Source organism: Pseudogemmobacter bohemicus, assembly GCF_003290025.1.
Classification (GTDB): Bacteria; Pseudomonadota; Alphaproteobacteria; order Rhodobacterales; family Rhodobacteraceae; genus Pseudogemmobacter; species Pseudogemmobacter bohemicus.
Window position 1 is genome coordinate 53,096 of the sequence record NZ_QNHG01000005.1, and the last position, 22,413, is coordinate 75,508.

25 protein-coding genes are annotated in these 22,413 nt (G+C 61.3%); 12 read left to right on the forward strand and 13 right to left on the reverse strand.

Translation table 11 applies throughout. From position 1 onward, the window contains the following. Window positions 1-233 precede the first annotated feature (233 nt). The 4 genes from repA (at window position 234) to DRF71_RS22560 (ending at window position 6,074) form a co-directional block, all read left to right on the forward strand. A complete protein-coding gene (gene repA / locus DRF71_RS22545; RefSeq protein ID WP_227754464.1) occupies window positions 234-1,418 on the forward strand; it encodes a plasmid partitioning protein RepA in 1,185 nt (394 codons plus the stop codon). After that, window positions 1,403-2,374, forward strand: a complete 972-nt coding sequence (repB, locus tag DRF71_RS22550) for a plasmid partitioning protein RepB (RefSeq protein ID WP_112312840.1) — start codon at window positions 1,403-1,405, stop codon at window positions 2,372-2,374. Before repA ends, repB begins: the two co-directional genes overlap by 16 nt. Window positions 2,375-2,613: 239 nt before the next feature. After that, on the forward strand, window positions 2,614-3,669 hold the full coding sequence (repC, locus tag DRF71_RS22555) for a plasmid replication protein RepC (RefSeq protein WP_112312841.1): 1,056 nt from the start codon (window positions 2,614-2,616) through the stop codon (window positions 3,667-3,669). Window positions 3,670-3,893: 224 nt separating this feature from the next. Then, window positions 3,894-6,074 carry a ParB/RepB/Spo0J family partition protein gene (locus DRF71_RS22560; RefSeq protein WP_112312842.1) on the forward strand — a complete coding sequence of 727 codons (2,181 nt, stop codon included), beginning with the start codon at window positions 3,894-3,896 and terminating at the stop codon, window positions 6,072-6,074. Window positions 6,075-6,158: 84 nt separating this feature from the next. Here the strand turns inward: DRF71_RS22560 and DRF71_RS29635 are convergent, their stop codons facing one another. From DRF71_RS29635 to DRF71_RS22590, 5 genes are all read right to left on the reverse strand, one after another. Continuing rightward, window positions 6,159-6,884 carry a hypothetical protein gene (locus DRF71_RS29635; RefSeq protein WP_198672325.1) on the reverse strand — a complete coding sequence of 242 codons (726 nt, stop codon included), beginning with the start codon at window positions 6,882-6,884 and terminating at the stop codon, window positions 6,159-6,161. A 26-nt stretch (window positions 6,885-6,910) separates the two neighbouring features. Then, entirely contained in the window at window positions 6,911-8,038 is a 1,128-nt protein-coding gene (locus DRF71_RS22575; RefSeq protein ID WP_198672326.1) for a hypothetical protein, read from the reverse strand. After that, entirely contained in the window at window positions 8,035-9,282 is a 1,248-nt protein-coding gene (locus DRF71_RS28825; RefSeq protein ID WP_112312845.1) for a type II toxin-antitoxin system HipA family toxin, read from the reverse strand. The genes DRF71_RS22575 and DRF71_RS28825 overlap by 4 nt, the downstream gene beginning before the upstream one ends. Then, window positions 9,275-9,610 (reverse strand): helix-turn-helix domain-containing protein, encoded by a 336-nt coding sequence (locus DRF71_RS22585; protein ID WP_112312847.1) that lies wholly within the window; start codon window positions 9,608-9,610, stop codon window positions 9,275-9,277. Before DRF71_RS22585 ends, DRF71_RS28825 begins: the two co-directional genes overlap by 8 nt. 295 nt (window positions 9,611-9,905) lie before the next feature. Next, window positions 9,906-10,226, reverse strand: coding sequence for an H-NS histone family protein (locus DRF71_RS22590; protein ID WP_112312848.1), 321 nt, complete (start codon window positions 10,224-10,226; stop codon window positions 9,906-9,908). A 428-nt stretch (window positions 10,227-10,654) separates the two neighbouring features. Between DRF71_RS22590 and DRF71_RS22595 the strand changes: the two genes are divergently transcribed. The 4 genes from DRF71_RS22595 (at window position 10,655) to DRF71_RS22610 (ending at window position 15,895) form a co-directional block, all read left to right on the forward strand. Then, window positions 10,655-11,059, forward strand: a complete 405-nt coding sequence (locus DRF71_RS22595; RefSeq protein WP_112312850.1) for a single-stranded DNA-binding protein — start codon at window positions 10,655-10,657, stop codon at window positions 11,057-11,059. Between the two features lie 399 nt (window positions 11,060-11,458). Beyond that, complete coding sequence (locus DRF71_RS22600; RefSeq protein WP_198672327.1) at window positions 11,459-12,520, forward strand: hypothetical protein; 1,062 nt, start codon at window positions 11,459-11,461, stop codon at window positions 12,518-12,520. After that, complete coding sequence (locus DRF71_RS22605; protein ID WP_112312854.1) at window positions 12,517-14,727, forward strand: Mov34/MPN/PAD-1 family protein; 2,211 nt, start codon at window positions 12,517-12,519, stop codon at window positions 14,725-14,727. The genes DRF71_RS22600 and DRF71_RS22605 overlap by 4 nt, the downstream gene beginning before the upstream one ends. Then, complete coding sequence (locus tag DRF71_RS22610) at window positions 14,717-15,895, forward strand: patatin-like phospholipase family protein (RefSeq protein ID WP_112312855.1); 1,179 nt, start codon at window positions 14,717-14,719, stop codon at window positions 15,893-15,895. The genes DRF71_RS22605 and DRF71_RS22610 overlap by 11 nt, the downstream gene beginning before the upstream one ends. Before the next feature lie 124 nt (window positions 15,896-16,019). Here the strand turns inward: DRF71_RS22610 and DRF71_RS22615 are convergent, their stop codons facing one another. Both DRF71_RS22615 and DRF71_RS22620 read right to left on the reverse strand, forming a co-directional pair. Further along, window positions 16,020-16,415 carry a type II toxin-antitoxin system VapC family toxin gene (locus DRF71_RS22615; protein WP_198672328.1) on the reverse strand — a complete coding sequence of 132 codons (396 nt, stop codon included), beginning with the start codon at window positions 16,413-16,415 and terminating at the stop codon, window positions 16,020-16,022. Window positions 16,416-16,426: 11 nt separating this feature from the next. Beyond that, window positions 16,427-16,696: an antitoxin gene (locus tag DRF71_RS22620; RefSeq protein ID WP_112312978.1), complete on the reverse strand. Its 270-nt coding sequence runs from the start codon at window positions 16,694-16,696 to the stop codon at window positions 16,427-16,429. 310 nt (window positions 16,697-17,006) lie between these two features. On the opposite strand from DRF71_RS22620, the gene DRF71_RS22625 reads away from it, so the two are divergent. Continuing rightward, a complete protein-coding gene (locus DRF71_RS22625) occupies window positions 17,007-17,369 on the forward strand; it encodes a bactofilin family protein (RefSeq protein ID WP_112312858.1) in 363 nt (120 codons plus the stop codon). Window positions 17,370-17,375: 6 nt separating this feature from the next. On the opposite strand, the gene DRF71_RS22630 is transcribed toward DRF71_RS22625, so the two are convergent. After that, complete coding sequence (locus DRF71_RS22630) at window positions 17,376-17,690, reverse strand: WGR domain-containing protein (RefSeq protein WP_112312860.1); 315 nt, start codon at window positions 17,688-17,690, stop codon at window positions 17,376-17,378. A 42-nt stretch (window positions 17,691-17,732) separates the two neighbouring features. After that, window positions 17,733-17,942, reverse strand: a complete 210-nt coding sequence (locus tag DRF71_RS27710; protein WP_126976287.1) for a hypothetical protein — start codon at window positions 17,940-17,942, stop codon at window positions 17,733-17,735. Window positions 17,943-18,027: 85 nt separating this feature from the next. Here DRF71_RS27710 and DRF71_RS22635 point away from each other — a divergent pair, with 85 nt between their 5' ends. Then, entirely contained in the window at window positions 18,028-18,492 is a 465-nt protein-coding gene (locus DRF71_RS22635; RefSeq protein WP_126976286.1) for a hypothetical protein, read from the forward strand. 39 nt (window positions 18,493-18,531) lie between these two features. Here the strand turns inward: DRF71_RS22635 and DRF71_RS22640 are convergent, their stop codons facing one another. After that, the gene (locus DRF71_RS22640; RefSeq protein WP_157971256.1) at window positions 18,532-18,828 is read right to left on the reverse strand and encodes a hypothetical protein; all 297 of its coding nucleotides are present in this window, start codon (window positions 18,826-18,828) and stop codon (window positions 18,532-18,534) included. Between the two features lie 109 nt (window positions 18,829-18,937). On the opposite strand from DRF71_RS22640, the gene DRF71_RS22645 reads away from it, so the two are divergent. Further along, window positions 18,938-19,345 (forward strand): M23 family metallopeptidase, encoded by a 408-nt coding sequence (locus DRF71_RS22645; protein WP_408634565.1) that lies wholly within the window; start codon window positions 18,938-18,940, stop codon window positions 19,343-19,345. Continuing rightward, complete coding sequence (locus tag DRF71_RS22650) at window positions 19,342-19,812, forward strand: DUF411 domain-containing protein (RefSeq protein WP_112312868.1); 471 nt, start codon at window positions 19,342-19,344, stop codon at window positions 19,810-19,812. Before DRF71_RS22645 ends, DRF71_RS22650 begins: the two co-directional genes overlap by 4 nt. 60 nt (window positions 19,813-19,872) lie before the next feature. On the opposite strand, the gene DRF71_RS22655 is transcribed toward DRF71_RS22650, so the two are convergent. The 3 genes from DRF71_RS22655 to DRF71_RS22665 form a co-directional block, all read right to left on the reverse strand. After that, the gene (locus DRF71_RS22655; RefSeq protein ID WP_332872078.1) at window positions 19,873-20,406 is read right to left on the reverse strand and encodes a TlpA family protein disulfide reductase; all 534 of its coding nucleotides are present in this window, start codon (window positions 20,404-20,406) and stop codon (window positions 19,873-19,875) included. Between the two features lie 45 nt (window positions 20,407-20,451). Further along, the gene (locus DRF71_RS22660; protein WP_112312870.1) at window positions 20,452-21,921 is read right to left on the reverse strand and encodes a multicopper oxidase family protein; all 1,470 of its coding nucleotides are present in this window, start codon (window positions 21,919-21,921) and stop codon (window positions 20,452-20,454) included. 62 nt (window positions 21,922-21,983) lie between these two features. After that, window positions 21,984-22,340 carry a hypothetical protein gene (locus DRF71_RS22665; protein ID WP_157971257.1) on the reverse strand — a complete coding sequence of 119 codons (357 nt, stop codon included), beginning with the start codon at window positions 22,338-22,340 and terminating at the stop codon, window positions 21,984-21,986. Window positions 22,341-22,413 lie beyond the last annotated feature (73 nt).

Consider the following 22,413-nt stretch of genomic DNA (forward strand, 5'->3'; position numbering starts at 1 on the left):
GAGCTTGAACGCTCACTTGCAGTTTCGACTATGGATCACAGGACACGCGCACTCGGTTGAAGCTCGCTAGGGATGTGCATAACTTTCTCCACCATATGTAGATTCTTCTTGATGGACTCACGCGTTCATGTCATTTCGGTTCTGACGACAAAACGCGTCAGATCGGCTTAATGCCGTCAAAATCAGAAAGAGCCCTGGTAGGGGCCTGAGGGCAGTGAATGACTGATCGAGGCATGAAACTCAATCGCGGGGTTGGCACTGCCGACATCGGTGCATTTGCGGACAGCTTGGCCGAGTCTTTGAACCGGCAAATGCGGGCTGCCTTTCAACCGGAGGAACGCAAGTCGCTGCGGCGCTTCAGTTCAACGGAGGTGGCTGAACTGCTTCGTGTCAGCCCGTCGAATCTACGCAACCGCCATAAGGATGGGAGCTTTCCGGAGGTCTTCACTGACGGACGTGGGCATCGCTACTACTCAGCTGAAGAGATCGACACCCTGCGCGACATCCTTGCCCGGACCGGAAAGAATGCTGACGCGTATTTGCCGGGCCGCCGGGACGGCGATCGACTTCAAATCGTCTCGGTCGTCAATTTCAAGGGCGGCAGTTCAAAGACCACAGCCACGATCCATCTTGCCCAGAGGTTCGCCCTTCGAGGATATCGGGTGCTGGCGCTGGACTTTGATCCGCAGGCCAGCCTGACCACCTTTTTCGGCATCCGGCCCGAGCTGGAGTTTGCAGAAAGCGGCACTGTCTACGACGCCCTGCGCTATGAAAACAAAGTGCCGCTCTCATCGGTCATTCAGAAGACCTACTTCCACAACCTAGACATGGTACCCGCTGGATTGCTCCTGTCGGAGTACGAAACCGAGACGGCGAATGCCCTGGCGCGTCGCGTGCAGCCTATCTTTGCCGAAAGGCTGTCGCTGGCGCTCGACGAAGTCGCCGCAGTTTATGATCTGGTGCTGATCGACTGCCCGCCGCAGCTTGGGTTCCTGACCCTGACTGCTCTTGCAGCATCGACAGGACTTTTGGTCACGGTGGTGCCGGGGATGCTCGATATCGCCTCGATGAGCCAGTTCCTAAAACTTGCTTCAGAGACCGTGCAGACCGTCGAAGAGGCGATCGGGCGAAAGGTGGCCTGGGATTTTGTGAAGTTCCTGATCACACGCTACGAACCATCAGATGGTCCGCAGACGCAGATGGCAGGGTATCTGCGTTCGATCCTGGCTGGCCAAGTCATGACGGAACCTATGCTGAAGTCCACGGCGATTTCGGACGCCGGAATGACGCAGCAGACGATATATGAAGTCGATCCGAGCCAGTTGATCCGCAAGACGATCGACCGGGCCATGAGCAGCGTGAACAACGTCGCGGACGAGCTTGAGCAGACGATTCAAATGGCATGGGGTCGACGCTGATGGGCCGAAATATCTTCAACCAACCTCCTGTGGACGTGGCCTCGTCCCCTGCCCCAGCAAAACCGACAAAGCTTGGCGGATCCGTTGGCGGCCTGCGAGAGTCACTTCGAGAGATCACGGCCAACTCCATCCGAGATATTGACCCTGATCAGATCGAGGTCGATGGCTTGCGGGACCGGCTGGCTTTCGAAGACGACGGTATCGACTTGCTAGCCGAAAGCATCCGCAAGCATGGCCAGCAGGTCCCGATTATGGTTCGGCCCTCTGACCAGCCGGATCGCTACCGCGTCGTTTACGGGCGCAGGCGACTTGCCGCGATTAGAAAAGTTGGCGGACCGGTCAAGGCAATCGTCCGGACTTTGGATGACGACGCTTCGCTGATCGCCCAAGGACAAGAGAACAACCTCCGCCTAGATCCGTCATTTATTGAGAAAGCCTTGTTCATCAAGGAGATGCAAGAAGCCGGATATAAGCCCGGCGTCATCCAGGACGCACTTGGATTGACGAGGCAAGGCATCTCTAATCACCGAGTGGTAATCGAACAACTTCCCGACGAGTTGATCAGACTCATCGGCCCGGCGCATGGTACCGGGCGGCGTCAGTGGGGTGATCTTGCAGCTCTCGCCCCAAAGGTCCCCCTTACCGAGGTTGCGCGAGCAGCCCTCGCTGCCCTGCCCCAAGACGCTACCGGCATCGACAGGTTCCAGACTGTGTACAGTGCCTGTCAGCGGGCTGCGAAGAGTTCAACAAGCCTCTCAGCGCAGGGACGCAGTTCCACGGTGAAGGATGAGGGTGGCAAGGTTGTTGCGACCCTCTCCGTCGACGCCAAGTCCATCGGGATTAAAGTCAACCGCAAGGACAATCCAGATTTCGGCCTCTGGCTGGAGGAACGCGCCGAAGCCACGCTTCGTGACCTCTTCCAGAAATGGCTGGAAGAGCGAAGGCAGGAAGACTGATCCCTGCCCCTAAACATGTAACGCGAGCAGAAGGAGAGTAGCGAAGGCCAAAAAAGAAAGAGCCCCCCAAGGTTTCCCTCGGAGAGCCCATCATCGATTTGCACCTATGATGTAGCAATCTCCCACATACCGGTCAAGAGTCGCCGATTCGGTGGACATGATTTTTGTTGCCTTCTGCACGAGAAATCGTGCGAGAGGCCGGGAAAGCTATGGGCCGACGTGGCCGTCGTTCAACAAACATGGCATTCACTCAGGTTTCCACAAGTACCGCCGGCGCCAGACAGCGCGACCGGCATGAGAATTGTACGCCTCCCGACATCTGGGCGGTCTTTCGAGCCTTGCGCGATGCAAGGTGTGTCTTCGGACTGAAGCCGGGGCATATCCAGACCCTGCAGGCCCTCATCAGCTTCCTGCGGCCAGGGCAAGGGGACACTGTGTTCGCATCGAACTTCGAGATCTGCCGAAGAGTCGGCGGTATCGACGAGCGGACCCTTCGTCGTCACATCGACCGTTTCATCGATCTTGGGATGATCGAGCGCCACGACAGCCCAAACCGAAAGCGCTATCGCGTCAGCTCGCGTGATGGTCGGGTCGTCAGCTTTGGCCTTTCGCTTTCACCGCTATTGAAACGCGCCGGTGATTTCCTTGATGCTGCCGCAGAACTCGAAGAGACCCGCCGCGATCAGGTCTTCCTGCGGAAACAAATTCTCGTCGGTCTGGCTCATATCGACACTATCGAACCCGGAAGCGCCGTTTCAGAAAACGCTCGCAGAATGATGCGACGCAAGTTGGCAGTGGACGAATATCGTTGCCTGCTGGATCAGGTCACGAACCATCTTGGTCAAATGTCCACCGTGGTGGACGTTAAAATTACAACAAAACTGCCCGCCAATGACGGTCAAACTGTCCGGCACCTTTCTAAGTCCGAAAAAGAAAAAAAAGAATCTGAAAGAGTCGAGAGCGATCTGCTTCCCTCCGTCCCAACGCTGACCGCGATTTGCCGAGAAGCTACGGCATTCGCTCCAGCGGGGCTCCGAACATGGGACGACATCGAAAGACATGCACAGAACCTCGCGCCGATGATGGGTATTCAACCGGGCACCTTCAACGAAGCCAGCAAGCGAGTGGGTTCTAGGCGCACAGCAACTGCTATCTTCATCCTCCTGCAACTTGGAACTCGGGTTAGAAACTACGCAGCCTATTTCCACAGCATCACGCTTGGAAAGAGGGCCGATAGCTTCAGACCATCAGCCATTCTGGCAACACTTTCGGTTTCGACGTCTGTGCCTGTGTGATGTCCACCGCGGTGGACATTGCTACGAAGACCAGCTGCATCCTTCATTTTGACTACCGCGGCTCCCCCAGTGGCGACTTAATGCGCTGGTCAAAGACAACCATGTCTCACCCAAGTTTGCGCGACACGCGTCAAGACGAAGAAAAGTCAGAGAAGTGCAGGTGAAGGGTGACGGTGAATGAGATCGGGAGAGTGGCTTCCGGCGCCCGTCGTGGAGATGGTCTGATGGCAAAAGCTGCTCAGAATGTGACCCTGTCGCCCTCGCGCGATATCGCCTTCGACCGGCTGGTGTTGAGCCAGTCCAACGTCCGGCGCATCAAGTCCGGGATGTCGGTGGAGGAGCTGGCGGAAGATATCGCCCGCCGTGGGCTCCTGCAGAGCCTGAACGTCCGGCCCGTGCTGGATGAGGCAGGCGGTGAGACCGGCAAGTTCGAGATCCCGGCCGGTGGGCGCCGCTTCCAGGCGCTGTCCTTGCTGGTGAAGCAGAAGCGGTTGGCCAAGACCGCGCCGATCCCCTGCATCGTGCGGGACGCCGGGTCCGCGATCCTCGCCGAGGATGACTCGCTGGCCGAGAACATGCAGCGCGTCGCTTTGCACCCGCTCGACCAGTTCCGCGCCTTCGCTGCCTTGCGCGAAAAGGGCCTCGGCGATGAGGCGATCGCGGCTGCCTTCTTCGTGACGCCCCATGTCGTGCGCCAACGGCTGAAGCTGACCTCCGTCGCCCCTGCCCTCCTCGACGTCTATGCCGAAGACGGCATGACGCTGGAGCAGCTCATGGCCTTTACCGTGACGTCGGATACTGCGCGCCAGCTGCAAGTCTGGGAGGCGGTGAAGGGCTCGTGGAACAAGGAACCTTACGCCATCCGGCGCATGCTGACCGAGACCTCGGTCCGCGCGTCGGATCGCCGCGCGGTCTTCGTCGGCATCGAGGCCTATGAAGCGGCGGGCGGGACCGTGGCGCGGGATCTCTTCCAGGGCGACGATGGCGGCTGGCTGGAAGACGTCGCGCTTCTGGAGCGCCTCGTCGGCGAGAAGCTGCAGGCCGTGGCTCAGGCGCTCGTCGCCGAGGGCTGGAAATGGGTCGAGGTTGCGGCAGACTTGCCCTACGGCTTCGGCTATGGGCTGCGTCGTCTGTCCGGCGAAGCTGCGGCGATGTCGGAGGCCGAGGCAGCCGAGCATGCCAAGCTTCTCGCCGAATACCAGGCACTCGACGCCGAGTGGTCCGAAGCCGACGAAATCCCCGCGGACATTGACGCTCGTCTCAGCGAACTGGCCGATGCAATGGAAGCCTTGGAGACCCGGCCCGTGATCTTCGATCCGGTGGAGATCGGGCGGGCAGGGGTCTTCGTCACCTTCGACCGTGAGGGCAAGCTGGTCCTCCATCGTGGCTATGTGCGGCCCGAAGACGAGGCACCGATCGAGACCGGGGTCAACCCAGACGATGGCATCGACCATGGCGCGTCGGACGGGCAGGGCGCAGCAATCAGCGCCTATGGCACGGTGATTACCTCGGCAGGTCAGCCCCTCTCGGCCTTGCCCGACGAGGAAGACGACGGCGCGCTGAAGCCCTTGCCCGAGCGGCTGGTCATGGAACTCACAGCCCACCGCACCCTTGCGCTGCGCGAGGCCCTGGGGCGGTCGCCTGAGGTGGCCCTGACCCTTCTGCTTCTGAAGCTAGTGACCGACACCTTCCGCACGTCGTCGTCCTCGGGATCCTGCCTCGAGGCCTCGGTGCGCCCAGTCTACATGGCCGCGCAGGCGCCGGACCTGAAGGACAGCGCAGTGGCCCAGGCCATCGAGGAGCGTCATGCGGCATGGGAGACCGAGCTCCCTCTGGGCGATGATGCTGGGCTCTGGGACTATCTCACGGCGCTTGATGCCGCGAGCCGTCTCTCGCTCTTGGCCCATTGCCTCTCCCAAGGCGTCAACGCGCTCCATGAGCGGGTGAACCCCTATGGCGCGGGCATCTCGGCCTCCGGTCTCACCCGCCGCATGAAGCATGCCGACATGCTGGCAAAGGCCGTCGATCTCGACATGGTCGAAGCGGGCTGGGAACCCACGGCGGAAAATTATCTCTCCCGCGTGCCCAAGGTCCGGATTGTCGAGGCTGTGCGCGAGGCGAAGGGCGAAGGCGCGGCGCAATTGATCGACCATCTCAAGAAGACCGAGATGGCCACGGAGGCCGAGCGGCTCCTCAAGGGCAGCGGCTGGTTGCCGGAGGTCCTGCGCCGTGCCGATCTGGTTGCGCTGCAGGGTGAGGCAAGCACGGAGGGGCAGGGCGGTGACGTGGGGGATCGTGACGACTTGACCGCAGACCCTGTCGAAACCCTCGAGGACATCGACCTTCCGGCCTTCCTCGTCTCCGATCTGCCGCCCGAGACGGCGCAAATGATCGCCGCCGAGTGATCTGAAGCTTCGGGGGCGGGGAAACCCGCCCGCACTTCACATAAAACCAAACAATATCAATGCAATGAGTGCGTTTCTTCGCATTCAGAGTGAGGAATCATGTCTGCAAACTCCATCATCGACACCGCGCCATTGGGTGCTTTGGTCCGTTACTCCGACGGCAGCCCCAAACCGCCCGCGCGCTTCACCAAGAAGCTCGCTGCCTGGGAGCGGTCGAACGGCATCGGCCGCCTTGTGAAGAAGGAACCGCCGCGCCCCCATCAAACCTGGACCGCGCCCGCCTCCTTCACGCTGCACGAGGGCAACTTCTCTTCCGACGGCATTATCCTTGTCACCATCATGCGCAGCCATTCCGCCGACAGCACATTGGCCTTCGAAGTCGTCGAGGTGCCGCAACCCGGGCAGGTGAAGATCCTGCTCGACTTCGGCGGCACGAGCGAGCTGCTGCACCTCGCGGCCAATAGGGCCGCCGCCGAGCTTTGGATCGCCCGGGAGGGCTATCGCAACGCAAGGCTGGAAGTGGTCGGCGACAGTGACGACGGTGGCTGCAGGATCCCTGACGTGGTTCGCATCGAGCGGACTGCCGGCATCAGCGCCTTTGCAGATCGCGACGAGCGCCGTGATGTCGGCAGTCTCCAGCTTGGACTGACCGCACAGCCGCCTGAGCGCATCGCGCTGCCAGGCGGGCAGATCCGCCGACCATTTGAGAATGTCGGCAAGTGCTGCGGCTTCGTTCGAGAGGTCATTCTCCTGCGCGTCCATGTCTTCTGCCCCGATCCTGCCCGCATGGTCTGGCGGGCCGTTTTCCATGATGCTTGTCTTCCGCCGTCGTTGTCTCAGATGCCGCCTATGATGCGCCGCTCTTGGCCAAGCGGAATGATCCAGCCGCCGGCACGGTCCGGTCGTGCAAACTCGTCCGGACTCCCTTTTTCGGCGAGACGGCTGCGAATGGCTTGCGGCTCGGCATCGATAGCAGCGCGAATGAGCTCGTGCTCGACCCCGACAAAGACTGGCCGGAGATTAAGGCGGGAGAGTGCTTCTTGATCGGCAGGCTCAACGCCGGTGTCGGTAAGCGGTCCCGCGCGGGTGACGATGCCGCCGATCAGACCGTCCATGGCGGCGCTCGCCTTGTCCACATCCCGCACCGGGGATGTGTCGAGCAGCGATCGCGCCCGCTGGGTCTCACCTTCGAGCCTTCGCGGGAATGATTGCAGTGTGAGGCCGCGAAGCGCGTCCGCTAGTTCGGCATGCCCGAGCGGTTTGATGAGATTGGCGATATGGAGCCGAAGCATGCCGATGAAGAGCGCGTCCTTCTCCTCCTGGGTATGCGGCTCGCCTTCCTCGACCGGGTCCCGAACCGAAAGGCGGGCATCGGCTGGACCGGCCGTCGCCATTCCCCAGCGCGTGGCGATCGCGATACGCTTCACCGTGACCTTGCGGCCTCGGGCGGTGACGTCGATCCGCCGGGCCTGCGCCCATGCTCGGTCCAGCGCTTTGGCGGGACCGCCGACATCATGGCAACCCTTGGCTTCGGCGACAGTCAGCGACGACAGGTCGGATGCGCAGGCGATCCAGTCGGGCAGGTCGCCGCGGGATAGGCGCGTGATCTTGACCTGACGGCGGCGATCAAGGTCGATCGTGCGGCTGCCGAGATGGGCGAAGATCGAGAGGTTGAAGTAGCGCTCGAGGTAGGCACGCGCGACGAACCGTCCGAACAAGCCCGAGAGCGCGACCTTGACCTCCCGTGCTTGACCGAGCGGCTCCCTGAACACGAACGGCGTGCCTGCGCCGGTCGGGGTCAACAGCGCATCGAGGATCGACCAGGCGCCATAGGCTGCGCCTGGCGTCTGCAGCACCTCCCGGATACCGGCATCCTCGATCTCGGAGACTTCTAGATCAACGGTGGCCCCGGAGACCGGGCTTGCGGCTTGCGGATCGAAGCTATGAAAAAAGGTCCTGGTCATAGCGCCAGCGCCCGCGTGAGATCGTCATGCTCGAAGGCGCTGGCCATGCGGGTGATCTCAGCCGACCGGGCGCCGACGGCCTTCGCGGTCTCGCGCCATGTCGCGGTCACGGTCGCGACCTCTTTGATGATCGCTCGGGCTTGCGCCAGCGTGAGTGCGAAATATTCCGACGCCTGTTCGAGCAGATCGAGCGAGCAGGTTCCCTCGTCGAGGTCGATGTTCGTCGTCAGCACACGCGCCTTGAGATCGGTGGGCACCGGATTGAGGTCATAGGCGGGCGAGAGCGACCACCCGGCCTTGCCGAGCCAGAGAAAGCCGTGGTTGCGCAGATGATCGTCGACATTGGAGATCAGCACATTGAAGGCGACGCGCCGATAGAGCGCGTGGGCGTCCGTCTTTCCCTGCGCGCCATGCTGGGCCAGGGCATCGACGATCTCGGGGTAGCTGCCACGCTCGCCGTCCCTGGCGCCCATCATCGCCATTGCGGACAGGAACGGGATGCGGATCGCGCCATCGCGATCGAAGCGTCGCGATAGCATCACCGACTTGCCGGCCACTTCGACAAGTTCGTGTTGCGGGGTGGCGATGCCGGCTTGGCCGGCCAGCCGCAGCGCGATCTCCTCCCAGGTTTCCATGCTGTAGTCGTCGGTCTCCTTCGGGAACTTGGCGATGGAGAGATGGCCATGTTGGTCGATGACCGAGGCCTTCGGCCGTGCACCGCCGAGGGAGGAGCCGGGCGCGAAGATCAGTTGAAGGTCTTCGTCCGTTTCCTCGTCCCGGAGAATCCGCTCGGTGATCTGAAGCAGACGGCCCAGCTCGATCAGGGCCGGCACGCCGGCCCTGATCGGCGCTTGGAAGGCCTCTTCGCCGACCCAGCGAAATCGTAACGCGCCGAGCCGCGTCTCATCTGCGACCCCGAGCAGGTAGTCACTTTCCGCGAGCGTGCGGACTGCGCGGCCCTCGCGGTCGGCGAAGCGTCGCTCAGCGCGCTGCATGAGGCGGCGGCCCCACGTATCTGGCGCGGAGTCGCCGATGGATCCGAAGGTCACCAGTCCGGCCGGAGGAGCGAAGGCGCCACGCGTGAGAGCAAGCGCGGGCTCGAGTGAGAAGCGCTCGGCGTCCTCAAGCCAAGCGCCGTCATATTCGAAAAGGATGGTCTCTGTGCCGCGAACGCGGTTGCTTCTCGCCAGTCCGATCGGGCGAGTGCGACCGTGGAGATCGATATGGACTTCGAAGTCAGCCATCGCGGGACGACCTCGTTGGCCGCTTGAGATGAATGTGCTTTGGCAGATCGGCACTCGCCAGTGCCTGCCCGACGCTGTCGTTGCTTATGTCCGCAACTTGACCAAGACCTTCAAGCAGGCCAAGAGCCTGAAGTATGCCTGCATAGATGCCGATGCTAACATTTGTGTCGCCGGCTTCGACCTTTTGCAAGGTCGAACGGGACGTGAAGGCGCGCTCCGCGACGACCGCCATCGGTAGCTTTCGACGGCGTCTGGCATCGTGGATATCCGCGCCGAGCTTCCGAAGGGCGCGGCGCACGGCCGCAGGAGGAGTATGTGGAGTAGGCATTTGCCACCTTCGCACTACAGATTTTCAAAATATGTAGCACGAAGATTACAATTTTTCTAGCCCCACTCGGGATGACTTGCGCTTTCCGGCAGCGGGAAAAGCCCAGCCGCACTGTCACTGGCTACTCCCCACCCATTGCGTCGGGCGTACGAGGGTGGCGGCCGCCGCCGCCAGGGCCTTTCACCTTTAGGTCGGCCCGATCGACGGGAACACTGCGGCTACGCGGGGTCGGCTTCGCGATCCTCGCAAACAGCAAATGGGGCGAGGCGGTCCATTGGACAGCGATTCCCGCAAGTCAGCCGAGCAGCACGTCTGGGTCTTTGCCTGCATCGACATGGGCGGCAAACCAGCCCGGCTTGCGTCCCCGCCCGGACCAGGTGAGGGTCGGGTTCTCCGGATGTCGGAAGGTTTTCGTCGAGGGCGACCGCTTGCGTTTCGGCTCCCCCAGTCCTGCCAGTTCGGCAAGAGTGAAGCCAAGGTCCTTGGCGAGCATCTCGACCTTTTCGCGGGCTTCCGCCTTTTGCCGATTTTCGAAGGTGGAGATGGCCTTGGCCACGGACTTCTGCAAGTCGCGCAGGTCTGCGAGCGACATGGTGGCCAGGTTGAAATCAGGCATCGGGTGCTCCGGTTGATCCAATACAGCAGGCGTAGTCGTGCAAGGACCGCGCGGCAAGAGACGAGCGGGGCAGGGGGCTCGGGTGGACGTGGTGATCGTACTCTCTCCTCTTCCCGGGTTCTTTCCCCCTGGGGCCTGACATTGCCGGATGAGATCGGTCTGGGCGTGTCTGCTTGGGTTTCTCCCCCTGTGATCCGGCTGAGGCACCTCCCCTTCGACGGACAGTCCCCTAAGCCTGTTCGGTTTCCTGCACGCAACCCCAACTCCTGCCCGGGCCGTGTTGGCCGCAAAGCGTCCTGCCCGCGCCACCCCGGGCCCTCGGAGGTTTCCGGCTGGTCTAGGCCCAGCCGTGCGGACGTCTCCCGACAGGCTTCTGCCGGGTCTTGTTGAAGGGATGGTCCCTTCAGCGGAAACTCAGGAGAACCACCATGCAGAACATCGTCATCCTCGCCGGCAACATCGGTCAGGCCCCGGAAGCCCGCACCACCCAAGGCGGCACGAAGATCACCCACTTCACCCTGGCCACCTCGCGCCCCCGCCTCTCGGAAGGCCGCGCGGTCCGCGACGAGCACGGCTACCGCGTGATGGATACCGAATGGCACCGCATCACCTGCTTCAACGGGCTCGGCAAGTCGGTCGCCGAGAACTGCGAGAAGGGCATGAAGGTTCTGGTGCAGGGCCGGATCCACTACACGAAGTGGACCGACGCGGCGGGCGTCGACCGCTACGGCTGCGAGATCATCGCCGAGAAGATCGACTTCCTCAGCCGCCCGAAGGCGGCCGAGGGCGATGCGCCCGAACTGGTCGATCGCGACGACGAGGTCGGCTTCTGAAGCCGACCGACAAGCTGGCCCGGCGGGAAAACCCGCCGGGCTGGACCGTCGGCTTAGTCGGGAGGGGGCCGTTCGACGACGCTCAGCCCATATAGGGTGCAGGAGATTCTCTTCGAAGTGGCCATTCTTAAACGGCGCAGCACGAAGCCGACTGTGGAGTATGCAAGTCAAGGACCACTGCAAGGAAGTAGCCAGTGTGAACTGACGCCAGTGCTCAACGGCCAATGCTGCAGCGAAAGCGGTAGCGGGCTCAGCCGGTATCATCCTCCGTCACAACGCTCTTGAGGCAGCCGCAAGTTCTCTTTATGTTCGACTTTAGGCAAGCAGGCCGGCCTTAGGTGTGAGGGATTAGATTTGCACATTGTCCGCTTTTTCAACATTGGTAACGCCGACAGCTGCTTGATCGAGCTTGAGAACGGCCGTCTCGCGCTCTTCGACTTCGCAGACATGCGTAACAAGGACGATGCCTCAGACAAGCGCTGCGATCTTGAGAAAGAGTTGCGGGAGTGCCTGGGCGACGACAAGGAGATCGATGTCGTCGCCTTCACTCACCTCGACACCGATCATTGCAATCGCGCGAAGGACGTATTCCATCTGGAGCATGCGGCCAAGTACCAAGGCGGCGACCGCATCAAAATTAAGACGATGTGGGTGCCCGCCACTGCCATACTTGAGGAGGGTGTGGAGGGTCAGGCCCGGACACTTCGAGCGGAGGCGCGGCATAGGTTTATCGAGGGCAAGGGCATCCGGGTCTTCTCGAGGCCGGACGCGCTGGACCAGTTCCTCCGGGATCGTGACATCGAACCGTCAAAGCGTCGCAACCTAATTAGCGACGCAGGTACGCTTTGCCCGGAGTTCAACCTGGCCTCAGACAGTGTGGAGTTTTTCGCGCATTCGCCGTTCGCCGAGCACACTGATAACGGCGTCATCGTGCGCAACGCGTCAGCCTTGTTTGTGCAGGCGACCTTCGAAGTCCAAGGCCGTGCGACAAAGCTGATCCTTTCGGCAGATGTCGACCACGAGACGATCGACGGAATAGTACGGGTGACGAGGTATCACAAAAACGACACCCGGCTTGAATGGGATATCAATAACGTCCCCCACCATTCGAGTTACACGTCGCTCGCGGAGGAGAAGGGTGCCGAGGAGACAGACCCGGTCGACCGGCTACGCTGGCTCTACGAGACCCAAGGCCGAACGGCCGGCATCTTAGTCTCGACCAGCGACCCAATTCCGTCCGAGGACACGACTCAGCCGCCTCATCGCCAAGCCGTCAATTACTACAAGCGGGTTGCACGCGACCTCGGCGGTCAGTTTATAGTAACAATGGAGCATCCCTCGAAGACCAGCCCGAAGCCGCTGGTCATCGAGATTGGCGGCACGGGCGCTAAGGTACGCAAGGCAGCTGGTGGTACCCCCGCCGTCATAGCCGCTCCCGCGCCTCGTGCGGGGTCTTTGTGACAGCGGGCGTATCGGAGGCCTCCTCCAAGCTCGCTCAAGCGGTCGTCGGCTATCTGACTAGATCGGTTGACCATCCCTTCGCGACACTGATCAAGGCGGACGGATGTGAGCTTGACATTGAGATAGAGCCAGAATTGGCACAGGATCGGGTAGTCCCGATCCAGCCGGTAGAGCCGTTGCGCCTTGTGTTTTCACCTGGCGACGTTGCGAGCCCACTAGTGCTTTCATTACGTGCCGACTTCCCAGTGGGCCTCGTTCACACGGTCAGGGATCGCGGGGCTGATGGGTTAAGCCTTTGCGTCTGGGAGGAGGCGTGGCAGGACCTGTCGCGGACGCTAACTGCACAAGTTTTGATAGAACGGCTACGCGATTGGCTGTCGCGGACTGCAAGCGGCCTGCTTCATCAGGATGAACAGGGCCTTGAGCCGTTAATCCCAGGTACGGCCCATACGTTGATCGTTCCAGCAGGAGAGCCAGTCGGTCCTTGGCATCTCGTCGGTGCGGTTGAACACGAAGAGCGCTGGACAATTTGCTTAGACACGCATCAGAGGTCTGACAGCGAAGGCTTGCCACGCTTCGCGCTTTTCTCGACAGTTTTGCCCTCGCAGGTACATGGTGCGTTGCACGCGCGTCCGTATGACCTTGGCGGCCTGCTGAAACTATCCGACGAACTGGGCGGCAACCTCTTCACCGAAATGCGACAGTGGATCGTTGCGCCAGAGCAATTGGCTCATGCAGCCGACCACTACCCTCTGCTCCTTGTATCCGTGCCGAAGCGTAGGACCGCCGAGGGGCCGGACGAGGCCGTGGAGGTTTGGGCCTATCAACCCGTCGGCACTTTGGCGGATTTCGGCGAATGCCTTGGTCTGACGATCACGCACCGAGACAACGGGAAGGTATTTACTGGGCAAGCCATGCTGCCTCGGTTGGTCAAAGACTTGAGTACCATCGAGCTTCAAGGCTGGCGCGTTGTACAGCGCTTGGATAGGAGCACGGCTCGAGCACATTCAGCGGTGCCAGAACGTGCTGATGCGCAACTTGTGGCCATCGGGGCAGGGGCAATCGGCTCCAACGTCGTAATGAACACTGCGAGAACCGGGATCGGTGCCTGGGCCATCATCGACGATGATGTGGTGTTGCCCCACAACACAGTTCGCCAAAGCTATGGCGATGCGTGGGTTGGCGCGCCCAAAGCCCACGCGCTTGCAGATCAGGTCAACCATCTTTTTGTTGAGGCTGATGCAACCGCTACTCGTGCAGACGTTCTTCGTATGGAGCCGCACGCTGACAAACTCGCGCTGGCCGACCTTGTGGTCGATTTCAGCGCTTCTCCAGCGGTCGTCGCCCACTTGTCCGACCGGCAAGACATAAAGCGAGCCGCCAGCATCTTCTTCAGTCCCGATGGGGCTGACCTTGTGATCCTTGCCGAAGACGCTAGACGGACAACCCGTCTTGACGAGATCGAGGCCCAGTACTTTCTGGCGACTGCTACTGCGCCAGGACTTGCCGGGCATCTCGATGCCGCCAGAATCGACCGCATCCGATACGCCAATGCTTGCCAAGACCTCACACGGCCGCTGCCGCCTTGGCAGGTGCAGACCCTGTGTGGGATTGCCGCTGGCCAGTTGGTCTCTTTGGTCGGTTCTACGGCGCTCACCGCTGTGATTTGGCGGCTCGACCCTGACTCTGGGGGCATTGTGCCAATAGCGCTGCCGATTTCGCCAGTGCATCGACATACGTCGGTCGACCTTCGTATTGCAGTCAGCAAATCAGTGCTGACGATGATGGCAGACCTTAGGGCCGCAGCAGCCCCCAATGAGACAGGTGGTGTGTTGGTAGGCACGTTCGACATTATTCGGGGCACCGTCAACATTGTCGCCGCCTTACCTGCTCCGCCTGACAGCCGACAAGCGCCAACCTACTTTGTCCGCGGAGCTCGGAACCTCAGGCCAATCATAGAAGGAATGGCGGCTAAAACTGCGGGTCGACTGCACTATGTCGGCGAGTGGCATAGCCACCCTGTTCATGCGGCAGCTCGACCTAGCCGAGACGACGAGACGGTCTTTGCCTACTTGTCACGGCACTTAGATCCTACTGATGTGCCGTATGCCATGATGATCTGCGGGGAACGTGAAACCTGGCTCCGCGTTGCCTGGCAGGGCCGTGTAAGCCTCGAAGGCACCATGTCCCATACAAATGAACAGTGACACTAAATCAAAGGCGCCAGAGCGTGTTGCATTGGCACTATCTGGTGGCGGAAGCCGGGCCATGGCGTTCCATCTCGGCTGCCTCAGGGCGCTGAGGTCCGAAGGACTCCTCGACGAGGTATCGACGATCTCGGCGGTGTCCGGCGGCAGCGTTGTCGCGGCGCTCTATTGCAGCTACCCAGGTGAATTCGACAAGTTTGAGCGCGTAATCATTGAGGTCCTGACTCGTGGGTTCGTTCGTCCAGCAATCAAAGTGCTGTTCACCACCGCCGAGGGGCCGAAGGCGGTTGCAAGCTGCACGCTAACTTGGCTGAACCGCCTAACCCTGGGGAGCACAAGGCTTGCCTTGAAGGCGTTTCCTCGTGCGGTTCGGCCATCCCTAGGATTTTTGCTGGAAAGTCGCTCACGTCGTTGGGCGAGCAGGACAACCGTGCTGCGGCGCGTTCTTGACGACCTTTTTGAAGGGCGCACTCTATCCGACCTTCGCGAAGATCGTCCCAATCTGATCATCGTCGCATGTGACATCATGGCCAGCTCAGCCTTCTACTTCGCGAAGGACGGCGTTGGCTCGTGGCGCCGCGGGGTTGCGGACGCTGGGTCGGTGAGGATTTCCGACGCGGTAACCGCGTCTGCCGCTTACCCGGCCTTTCTGCCAACCCTCGAACTCTCGATGATCTTCAACAAGAATGGCCAAAGGTCTCGCCAGCAGGTCGTTTTGACCGATGGGGGCGTGTACGATAACTTGGGCCTTGCGCCGCTTTGGTCGGATCGTGACCCAGCGATTAGCCTTCACGTCGGTAAGTATGAGCGCCTTGTAGTCTCGCGGGCCGGCTACAGCATCGCGATGTCCTCAGCTCCAACCTTTTGGGGATCCCGCATGTATGCTGTGATGGACACCATGTTCTCACGATCTCAGAACGCAACTATGCAACGATTATACGACTTGCAGAAGGGCGGTGTTCTGAAGGGCTTCATCCTGCCTTACCTTGGCCAAGCCGACGACCGGATCCTGAATCCTCCGCCGGACCTGGTAAGTGCCGACGAAGTTGCCAACTATCCCACCAATTTTTCAGCCATGGCGCCTGACTGGATCGAAAAAATCTCAAAAAGGGGTGAGCAGCTCACTCGGGCTCACATTGCGCAACACTGGAAACGTGAGAGCCCTTAGTTTGTTGGACTGGGGTCAGTCCTGTATGATGGATGTTTACATTACATAATCAAAATTATGCGACACCTTCTTGTAGCCGCAAAGTAGAACTGTCGCACCTGAGCAAAGTTAGAATGTCTGCGGCTCAAGGCTGGTCCAGCCAGTTCTCGACATGCAGGCCCCTCACCCGGGAAAACTCGCCCATGTTGGCTGTGACCAGAACCGCCCCGAGCGCATAGGCATGGGCCGCGATCAGGAGATCGTTGGGACCGATCGGTTTGCCAGCGGCTTCAAGTTCGACCCGTATCTTACCATACTCAGCATCGGCCGGCACGTCGAAGGCCAAGACCTGGATGCTGCCGAGAATTGCTTCGACATTTTCGAGCAGCTTGGCTGATCCCTTCCGCGCGCAGCCGTATCGCAGTTCTGCGGCGGTGATGATGCTGATGCAGATGGCCTCGGACCCGACCTTGATGATGTGCTGCGTGACCGGACCCTGCGGGTTGCGCACCAGATCGGACACGATGTTGGTGTCCAGCATGTACAGTCGGCTCAAAAGTCGACCTCGCGCGGAGGCAAGAGTGTGTCGTCGATATCGGGAAACTGGTCTTCCGGACCGAGTGGCTCAAGATCGGCCAACACGGCCAGAAGGCTCCGACGCCGAACCGGCTCGAGGATAAGGCGGTCCCCGTCGCGATGGATCATCACACGATCACCTGGCAATTCGAAGTCGGCCGGGATGCGCACGGCCTGGCTCTTGTTGTTGCGGAAGAGCTTGGCTTCCCGGCCTGGCACGTGGTCGTGGGAGTAAGCTTGCGGCATGGTGGCCTCCATTGCATATGCACAAACATATACATGCGCGTGAACGTGATTTCAAGCCGGCGCTCGGCGACACCCGTTTCCGCACCCAATTACACCCAATTGGCAGAGCGACCACGGCCTTGAGGATCACCATGATTGATGACGCAGTCTATACAGCTCGTAAGGGAGGACCGGCGACGACCGTTGCCGGACGAGTTATGTGGTACCGAGGGCTCTGCGTCTCTTCGCCGATCACGGCGCCGCGTGTTGCCCTTTCGTTTCGCTTCTGGTCCAGTCATGCAGCACGACGTTGAGCTAAGGCGGCACCAAGATGAATACCCCAAATGGCGACCTCGACCGTTGGCCGGACCCGGCCGTCGCAAACGCTCGCCGCAGCGTCTTCGCGCAGGACCTTGTCGTCGAAGGTGATGCCACCTCCAATGGACCGATCGAGGTCCAAGGCAATGTCGTTGGCTCACTGCGGGCGCCGGAGATCACCGTGGCTGGTTCAGGTCGTGTTGAAGGTTCCGTGGTCGCCCACGACCTCGTCGTGCTCGGGGTGGTTTCCGGCAGGGTCTCAGCGCGAAACGTTCAGCTCGCGCCGAGTGCGGTCGTGCAGGCCGACGTCACCCATGAGCAGATCGCCATCGAGGCCGGTGCCGAGCTGGAGGGCAGGCTTCAGCGTAAGGCCTGACAGATCTCACACCACAAGGTCTGGCGGCAGCATTTGGCCAGCAGGCAGATAGCCCCGCCGCATCTTCTGTCGAAGAGTTTGAGATGCCGCCCTCTCCGCTTCTTCCACGGTGGCGCAAGTCTCGAGTCTTGTCCGTCCGTGCGTTCCGATCCGGCCCCAGGTCCGCAAGACGGAGACGTCTCCGAACAGCGTCGCCGCAACATCGATGCAGTAGAATCGCGCCATCTTGTGCTCAGGGTCGATGCGGTGCAGATGTGCCAGAGCCAAGGCGGTCCTCCTCTGCACAGACTCCGCCTTATTGCTCTCCAAGTCTAATTGCATTTCTGAATCGATCCGGGCGGTCCGATTCAGAAAGCTGATGGGTCATGGTGACGGATCGCCCGGTGTTCCCTCGACAACCTCGACCCAGAGGACGCCACGCAGGCTTTCTTCCGGGACCAGCCACACGGTCCTGAACCGGCCATTCACGGTGCGGTGCCGTTCTGCAACGAGTTCCCGGTCTCCGCGGTCGATCCGCCACAGGCGACGATCGATGGTCGGGCTTTTGGAGCTGCTTCTAGCGACCTCTTCCATACCGGCCTCCTGTCATCCGTTGACGGCTAGCGGTCATGGACATGAACTCTGTCAGAACATATCTAACGACATCAGAAGTGGTGCTTTGCTGTCGCCACGCGAACCACGAAAGGCTTTCCTGTCGATGCATGTTCTGTCCCCCGTTCTGGCTGTTTCCGCGCTTGCGGCGATGTCTGTTCCCGTCCACGCGCTCGACGCCTGGACGATAGGTGTCGAACGTGGCCTGCCGACCTACGCGCTCACCAGCGAAGCGGGTGAGGTGCGGCTTGTCTGCGATCCGGATCGCGTCTTTGGGCCAACGCCCAACGGCGCGTTCGTGGTTCGCTTTGTCAAAGACGCCGCACCGGACATGGTCGTCGTTCTCGCAAAGTCGGGCGAACAGGCCCGCCTGCCGGTCAACAACGGCATCGCCGCACAGGCATCGGTTGACGCAGCGGACTGGTCGAAAATGGTGGCTACCTTCCGCTCGGGCGGCGAGTTCGCGCTCGTTACAAGCGCCGACAGTCTGACCTTCGAGACAGCGCCGCTGCCCGATCTTGCCTGCGAGTAACCGGAGGCAGTTCATCGAATTCTGTTGCATTGTCCGGGTCTATCTGACGCGTCGCGCCTCGATCAGCAGCGACGCAATCGCGGCGAGGAAGGCACCAACGATCGTCGCCCGGGCCTCGATCAGCCAAGGGTCATCAAGTGCCGCATGCATAGCCCGGATAGCGGAGCTTTGGGCGTAGACGGTCATCGGTTCGCCGACCGCCATGTCCGATGCTGCCATGGCAAAGATGCGCCTCGCCTCATCGACATGCGGCGCAAGATCATCTTCCGCCAAGAGCCGCCGCAGTTCGGCCCGGGCTTCCTTGGCAAAGGCGCGCAGCATGTAGGCTGGGGTCATCGTCTTTGAAGATGGCGAAGCCGTGCAGCGTTCCGCGGCCCCCATCCTTGGTGCCCGCCTGTCGTCCGTCTTTGGCCGCCGGAACCATCCCGTGCTGGGCGGAGTTCGAATGCATACCGGGATCGATTACGCGGCCCCCGTGGGGACCGAGGTTTCGGCGACTGGTGCCGGTCGGGTGATCTTTGCGGGCTCGATCCGCGGTTATGGCATCACGATCGACATCGACCACGGCGGTGGGGTCGTCACGCGATATGCGCATCTCTCTGAGATTGCTGAAGACGTTCGCGTCGGAACGCGGGTCAAGGCGGGCGACGAGATTGGCGCGGTCGGCGCGACAGGGCTCGTGAGCGGCCCGAACCTCCATTACGAAGTGCGTGTCGATGGCCGACCGGTCGACCCGAAAGACCAGGACGCCCTGCCGGAGCAAGAGATTGCTACTGCTGCTGACCTTGATGCACTTGCCACTTGGCGCAGCGAAACCGGCTTCATGCCAACAACCGACGGGGAACGTGGATGAAAAGGTATTTTATCGGTCGCCGTGAACTCATGCTTGCATCAGCAGCCTTCGCCCTGGCCCCTGCCGCCAGGGCAGAGGAAGAACCACCGATCCATGTCGTCAAAGGGCGCGGTTGCGAGTGCTGCGAGGCATGGGTGGATTACTTGCGCGAAAAAGGGTTCACAGTAACGGATGAGGTGTCGATGGGAACCTTGCTGATCCGCTTCAAGATGGATCAGGGCATTCCGGCAAAGGCCTTTTCCTGCCACACAGGAACCGTTGACGGCTATGCGCTCGAAGGCCATGTCCCGGCTGCAGATATCCGCAGGCTGCTCGACGAGCGTCCTGACGCAGTCGGCCTCGCAGTACCCGGCATGCCCTACGGCTCCCCCGGCATGGGATCAGAAGACAGTCGAGACGCCTATGACGTTCTGCTGGTTCGCCGGGATGGAAGTCTCGAAATCTTCACCAGCTATCAGGCAGCCTGATCTGTCCATTTCCGAACTCAACGTGCTAGGCAGGGATTTAATCAAGGGAATGGCGACCGATCAAAGCAGATCCGATATCTGACGGACAGCCTCGTCGCTTCCCCAGTCGAAGGGGCCCTGAAGCCGCCCGATTTCACGCGTCTCGCGGTCGATCAGAAGCGTCGTCGGCAGTCCGATGAAGGCCAAAGCCAGTTGAACCCGCAACGGTTCCGCCCAGTAGAGCGGCAGGTTTACAAGCCCGATCTCATCATAGAAACCTCGGCCCCTTTCGATCCCGCCCTCGTCGATGCAAAGGGGTAGCACGGCAAAATCCGGGCCTCCAAGCAGCCCTTCCAAACGTTCGAGTGCCGGCATCTCTTCCCGGCAGGGCGGGCACCAAGTCGCCCAGATGTTCAGAAGGATCACACGCCCGGCAAAGTCCCCAAGAACCCTGGTGGTTCCTGCTTCATCCTGGATAGGCGGGGAAAGCAGAGGCTGCGGGTCCTTTCGCAGCCGGAAAGGCGGTCGCGCTTGGGCGGGCCCCGCAATGAAGCTCGCTGCAAGACCGGCAAGGAGAGGTCGACGACCCATCTGAACAGGCATTGGTTTTCCCATCGCGGAAGGCCGGACCCGCAGGCAATCTGCGGGTCCGGATCGTCGTCAGGCCGAAACCGCGAACTCAGTCATCATGCCTGTCGAGAGATGCGGCATGTGATGGCAATGCAGCATCCACCGCGCCGCTTCACCCGCATCCACCGCGACCGTCACCATCCCCATCGGCGGCACATGAACGGTGTCACGAACAGCACCCGCGATCCGGTTCTGGCCCACGCCGACCACCTGGAAAGCGTGGCCATGCAGGTGCATGGGATGTGCCATCATTGACATGTTGTGGAACATGATCTCGACACGCTCGCCGGTTTTCGCGGTCACCGGGGAATGTTTGCCCCAGGTCTGCCCGTTGATGGTCCATACGTAGGGCATCATCGAGCCGCCCAGCATCAACATCGGCTGCGACGATGCCGCGCGCTCCGGCAGCGGGGTGACGGCGCGCAGGGCCGCTTCCTGCGTCAGATCGGCGCTGAAGGCAGGATGGTCGGCGTCGGACATGTTGGCGACCTTCGTCACCGTGGCCCCCGGGGTGGCAAGGACGAGACCCGTCCGTTCTCTTGCACCCTCGCGCAGGGCGAGGACCGGGAAGGCCCCGCCTTCGGCTGGAACATTAAGCTCGATGTCAAGCCGTTGGCCCATCGCGATTCCGAAACGGTTGCCAGGAAGGGGCTGCACCGGCTCTCCGTCCACAGTAACCAGCCGCCCGGTCAGTGCGCCGGTGTCGATCCAGAACACCGTCGCGGCGGCCGCGTTGATCACCCGAACAAGGACCTTGCTGCCCTTGTCCACCTGCACGACTTCGGGGTCGTCCAGCGTCCGGTCATTGGCAAGGTAGGCGTCAAAGTTGTAGTCGTTCAGGTCCATCGCCATGCCGTCCATGCCCGGCATGGCCATCATGTCCCCCTGACCCATTGCGCCCATGTCCATGCCGGCCATGCCGTCCTGACCCATCTGGCTGTGGTCCATCCCGGCCATGGACGCGCCGCCGGTAATCTCTGCCAGCACCTCCGCAGGCGGCTTGAACGAAAAGTCGTGCAGGAACAGCGTCACGTCCTGCCGATCGGCCGCAACATCCTCGGGCCGCCGCACGACCAGGGGGGCGGCCAGCAGCAGCATCTCATGCGCGGGGATATGGGCATGCATCCAGTGCGTGCCCGGGCGCGCGGCAAAGTCATAGGCGCGGCTTTCGCCGGGTTGCAGCGTGGCCATGGGCATGTCCGGCACGCCGTCTTGAGCGTTTGGCGGGATCTGTCCGTGCCAGTGGATGATGGTCGGCTCGGTCAGGGTATTCGTCAGATCGACGGCGAATGCCTGACCCGGGTCGAGGACCAATCCAGACCGGCCGTTGCCGTCCATCAGCCCCCAGACGGTGGCGGCCCTGCCCCGGATATCGAGCGTCCGGGTCGTCGCCGTCAGCGACATGCGGGCTGATTGTGCTCTAGCACGAGCAGGCAGAATAAGTGAGGCGGCAGCAGCCGCAGAAGCGCCCAGAAAGCCGCGGCGAGAGAGAGCGATCATGCGAATTCTCCTGTATCGCAATGTGAAAAGACTGAAGGCCCCGGCGAACCGGAGCTATAGGGTCAGATCAGTGTGCGTTTCGGAGGTGGGCCAGGTGGCGGGAGCGCAAGCGATGCAGCCAGCAGGTCATTGTTCAGGTTGATTTCAACCGAACGCGCGATGGCGACGACGCCCGGGCTTGGGGCGGGAAGAGCCGCAGCCGCAAAAAGACAATGTTGCTGGCAAAGCAGCCGTTGTGCATCGTCAATCGGGCTGCCTGCGGATGACATATGCGCGCCATGGCCAGCCATCGCCATCATCTGCTCATGGTCGGCCTGAGACTGTTGCCGACCTTCGGAGAAGGCAAGCATTGGCAGGATCGCCGCCAGAAGATAGGCGGCGAGGATCAGTGCACGCATAGGAAACAACGAGCGGGTCATGACGTCATGTGTATCAGTGTGGTCTGGTGCCGTCATCTGACAGTTTGGTGTCTGGGCAATATGGCGATGACAT

Excerpts from the sequence above, each read along its gene's own strand:
- repA (WP_227754464.1), top strand. The coding sequence starts at position 234 with ATGAAACTCAATCGCGGGGTTGGCACTGCCGACATCGGTGCATTTGCG.
- repB (WP_112312840.1), top strand. The coding sequence starts at position 1,403 with ATGGGGTCGACGCTGATGGGCCGAAATATCTTCAACCAACCTCCTGTG.
- repC (WP_112312841.1), top strand. The coding sequence starts at position 2,614 with ATGGCATTCACTCAGGTTTCCACAAGTACCGCCGGCGCCAGACAGCGC.
- DRF71_RS22560 (WP_112312842.1), top strand. The coding sequence starts at position 3,894 with ATGGCAAAAGCTGCTCAGAATGTGACCCTGTCGCCCTCGCGCGATATC.
- DRF71_RS29635 (WP_198672325.1), bottom strand. The coding sequence starts at position 6,884 with ATGGAAAACGGCCCGCCAGACCATGCGGGCAGGATCGGGGCAGAAGAC.
- DRF71_RS22575 (WP_198672326.1), bottom strand. The coding sequence starts at position 8,038 with ATGACCAGGACCTTTTTTCATAGCTTCGATCCGCAAGCCGCAAGCCCG.
- DRF71_RS28825 (WP_112312845.1), bottom strand. The coding sequence starts at position 9,282 with ATGGCTGACTTCGAAGTCCATATCGATCTCCACGGTCGCACTCGCCCG.
- DRF71_RS22585 (WP_112312847.1), bottom strand. The coding sequence starts at position 9,610 with ATGCCTACTCCACATACTCCTCCTGCGGCCGTGCGCCGCGCCCTTCGG.
- DRF71_RS22590 (WP_112312848.1), bottom strand. The coding sequence starts at position 10,226 with ATGCCTGATTTCAACCTGGCCACCATGTCGCTCGCAGACCTGCGCGAC.
- DRF71_RS22595 (WP_112312850.1), top strand. The coding sequence starts at position 10,655 with ATGCAGAACATCGTCATCCTCGCCGGCAACATCGGTCAGGCCCCGGAA.
- DRF71_RS22610 (WP_112312855.1), top strand. The coding sequence starts at position 14,717 with ATGAACAGTGACACTAAATCAAAGGCGCCAGAGCGTGTTGCATTGGCA.
- DRF71_RS22615 (WP_198672328.1), bottom strand. The coding sequence starts at position 16,415 with ATGCTGGACACCAACATCGTGTCCGATCTGGTGCGCAACCCGCAGGGT.
- DRF71_RS22620 (WP_112312978.1), bottom strand. The coding sequence starts at position 16,696 with ATGCCGCAAGCTTACTCCCACGACCACGTGCCAGGCCGGGAAGCCAAG.
- DRF71_RS22625 (WP_112312858.1), top strand. The coding sequence starts at position 17,007 with ATGAATACCCCAAATGGCGACCTCGACCGTTGGCCGGACCCGGCCGTC.
- DRF71_RS22630 (WP_112312860.1), bottom strand. The coding sequence starts at position 17,690 with ATGCAATTAGACTTGGAGAGCAATAAGGCGGAGTCTGTGCAGAGGAGG.
- DRF71_RS27710 (WP_126976287.1), bottom strand. The coding sequence starts at position 17,942 with ATGGAAGAGGTCGCTAGAAGCAGCTCCAAAAGCCCGACCATCGATCGT.
- DRF71_RS22640 (WP_157971256.1), bottom strand. The coding sequence starts at position 18,828 with ATGACCCCAGCCTACATGCTGCGCGCCTTTGCCAAGGAAGCCCGGGCC.
- DRF71_RS22645 (WP_408634565.1), top strand. The coding sequence starts at position 18,938 with ATGCATACCGGGATCGATTACGCGGCCCCCGTGGGGACCGAGGTTTCG.
- DRF71_RS22650 (WP_112312868.1), top strand. The coding sequence starts at position 19,342 with ATGAAAAGGTATTTTATCGGTCGCCGTGAACTCATGCTTGCATCAGCA.
- DRF71_RS22655 (WP_332872078.1), bottom strand. The coding sequence starts at position 20,406 with ATGGGAAAACCAATGCCTGTTCAGATGGGTCGTCGACCTCTCCTTGCC.
- DRF71_RS22660 (WP_112312870.1), bottom strand. The coding sequence starts at position 21,921 with ATGATCGCTCTCTCTCGCCGCGGCTTTCTGGGCGCTTCTGCGGCTGCT.
- DRF71_RS22665 (WP_157971257.1), bottom strand. The coding sequence starts at position 22,340 with ATGACCCGCTCGTTGTTTCCTATGCGTGCACTGATCCTCGCCGCCTAT.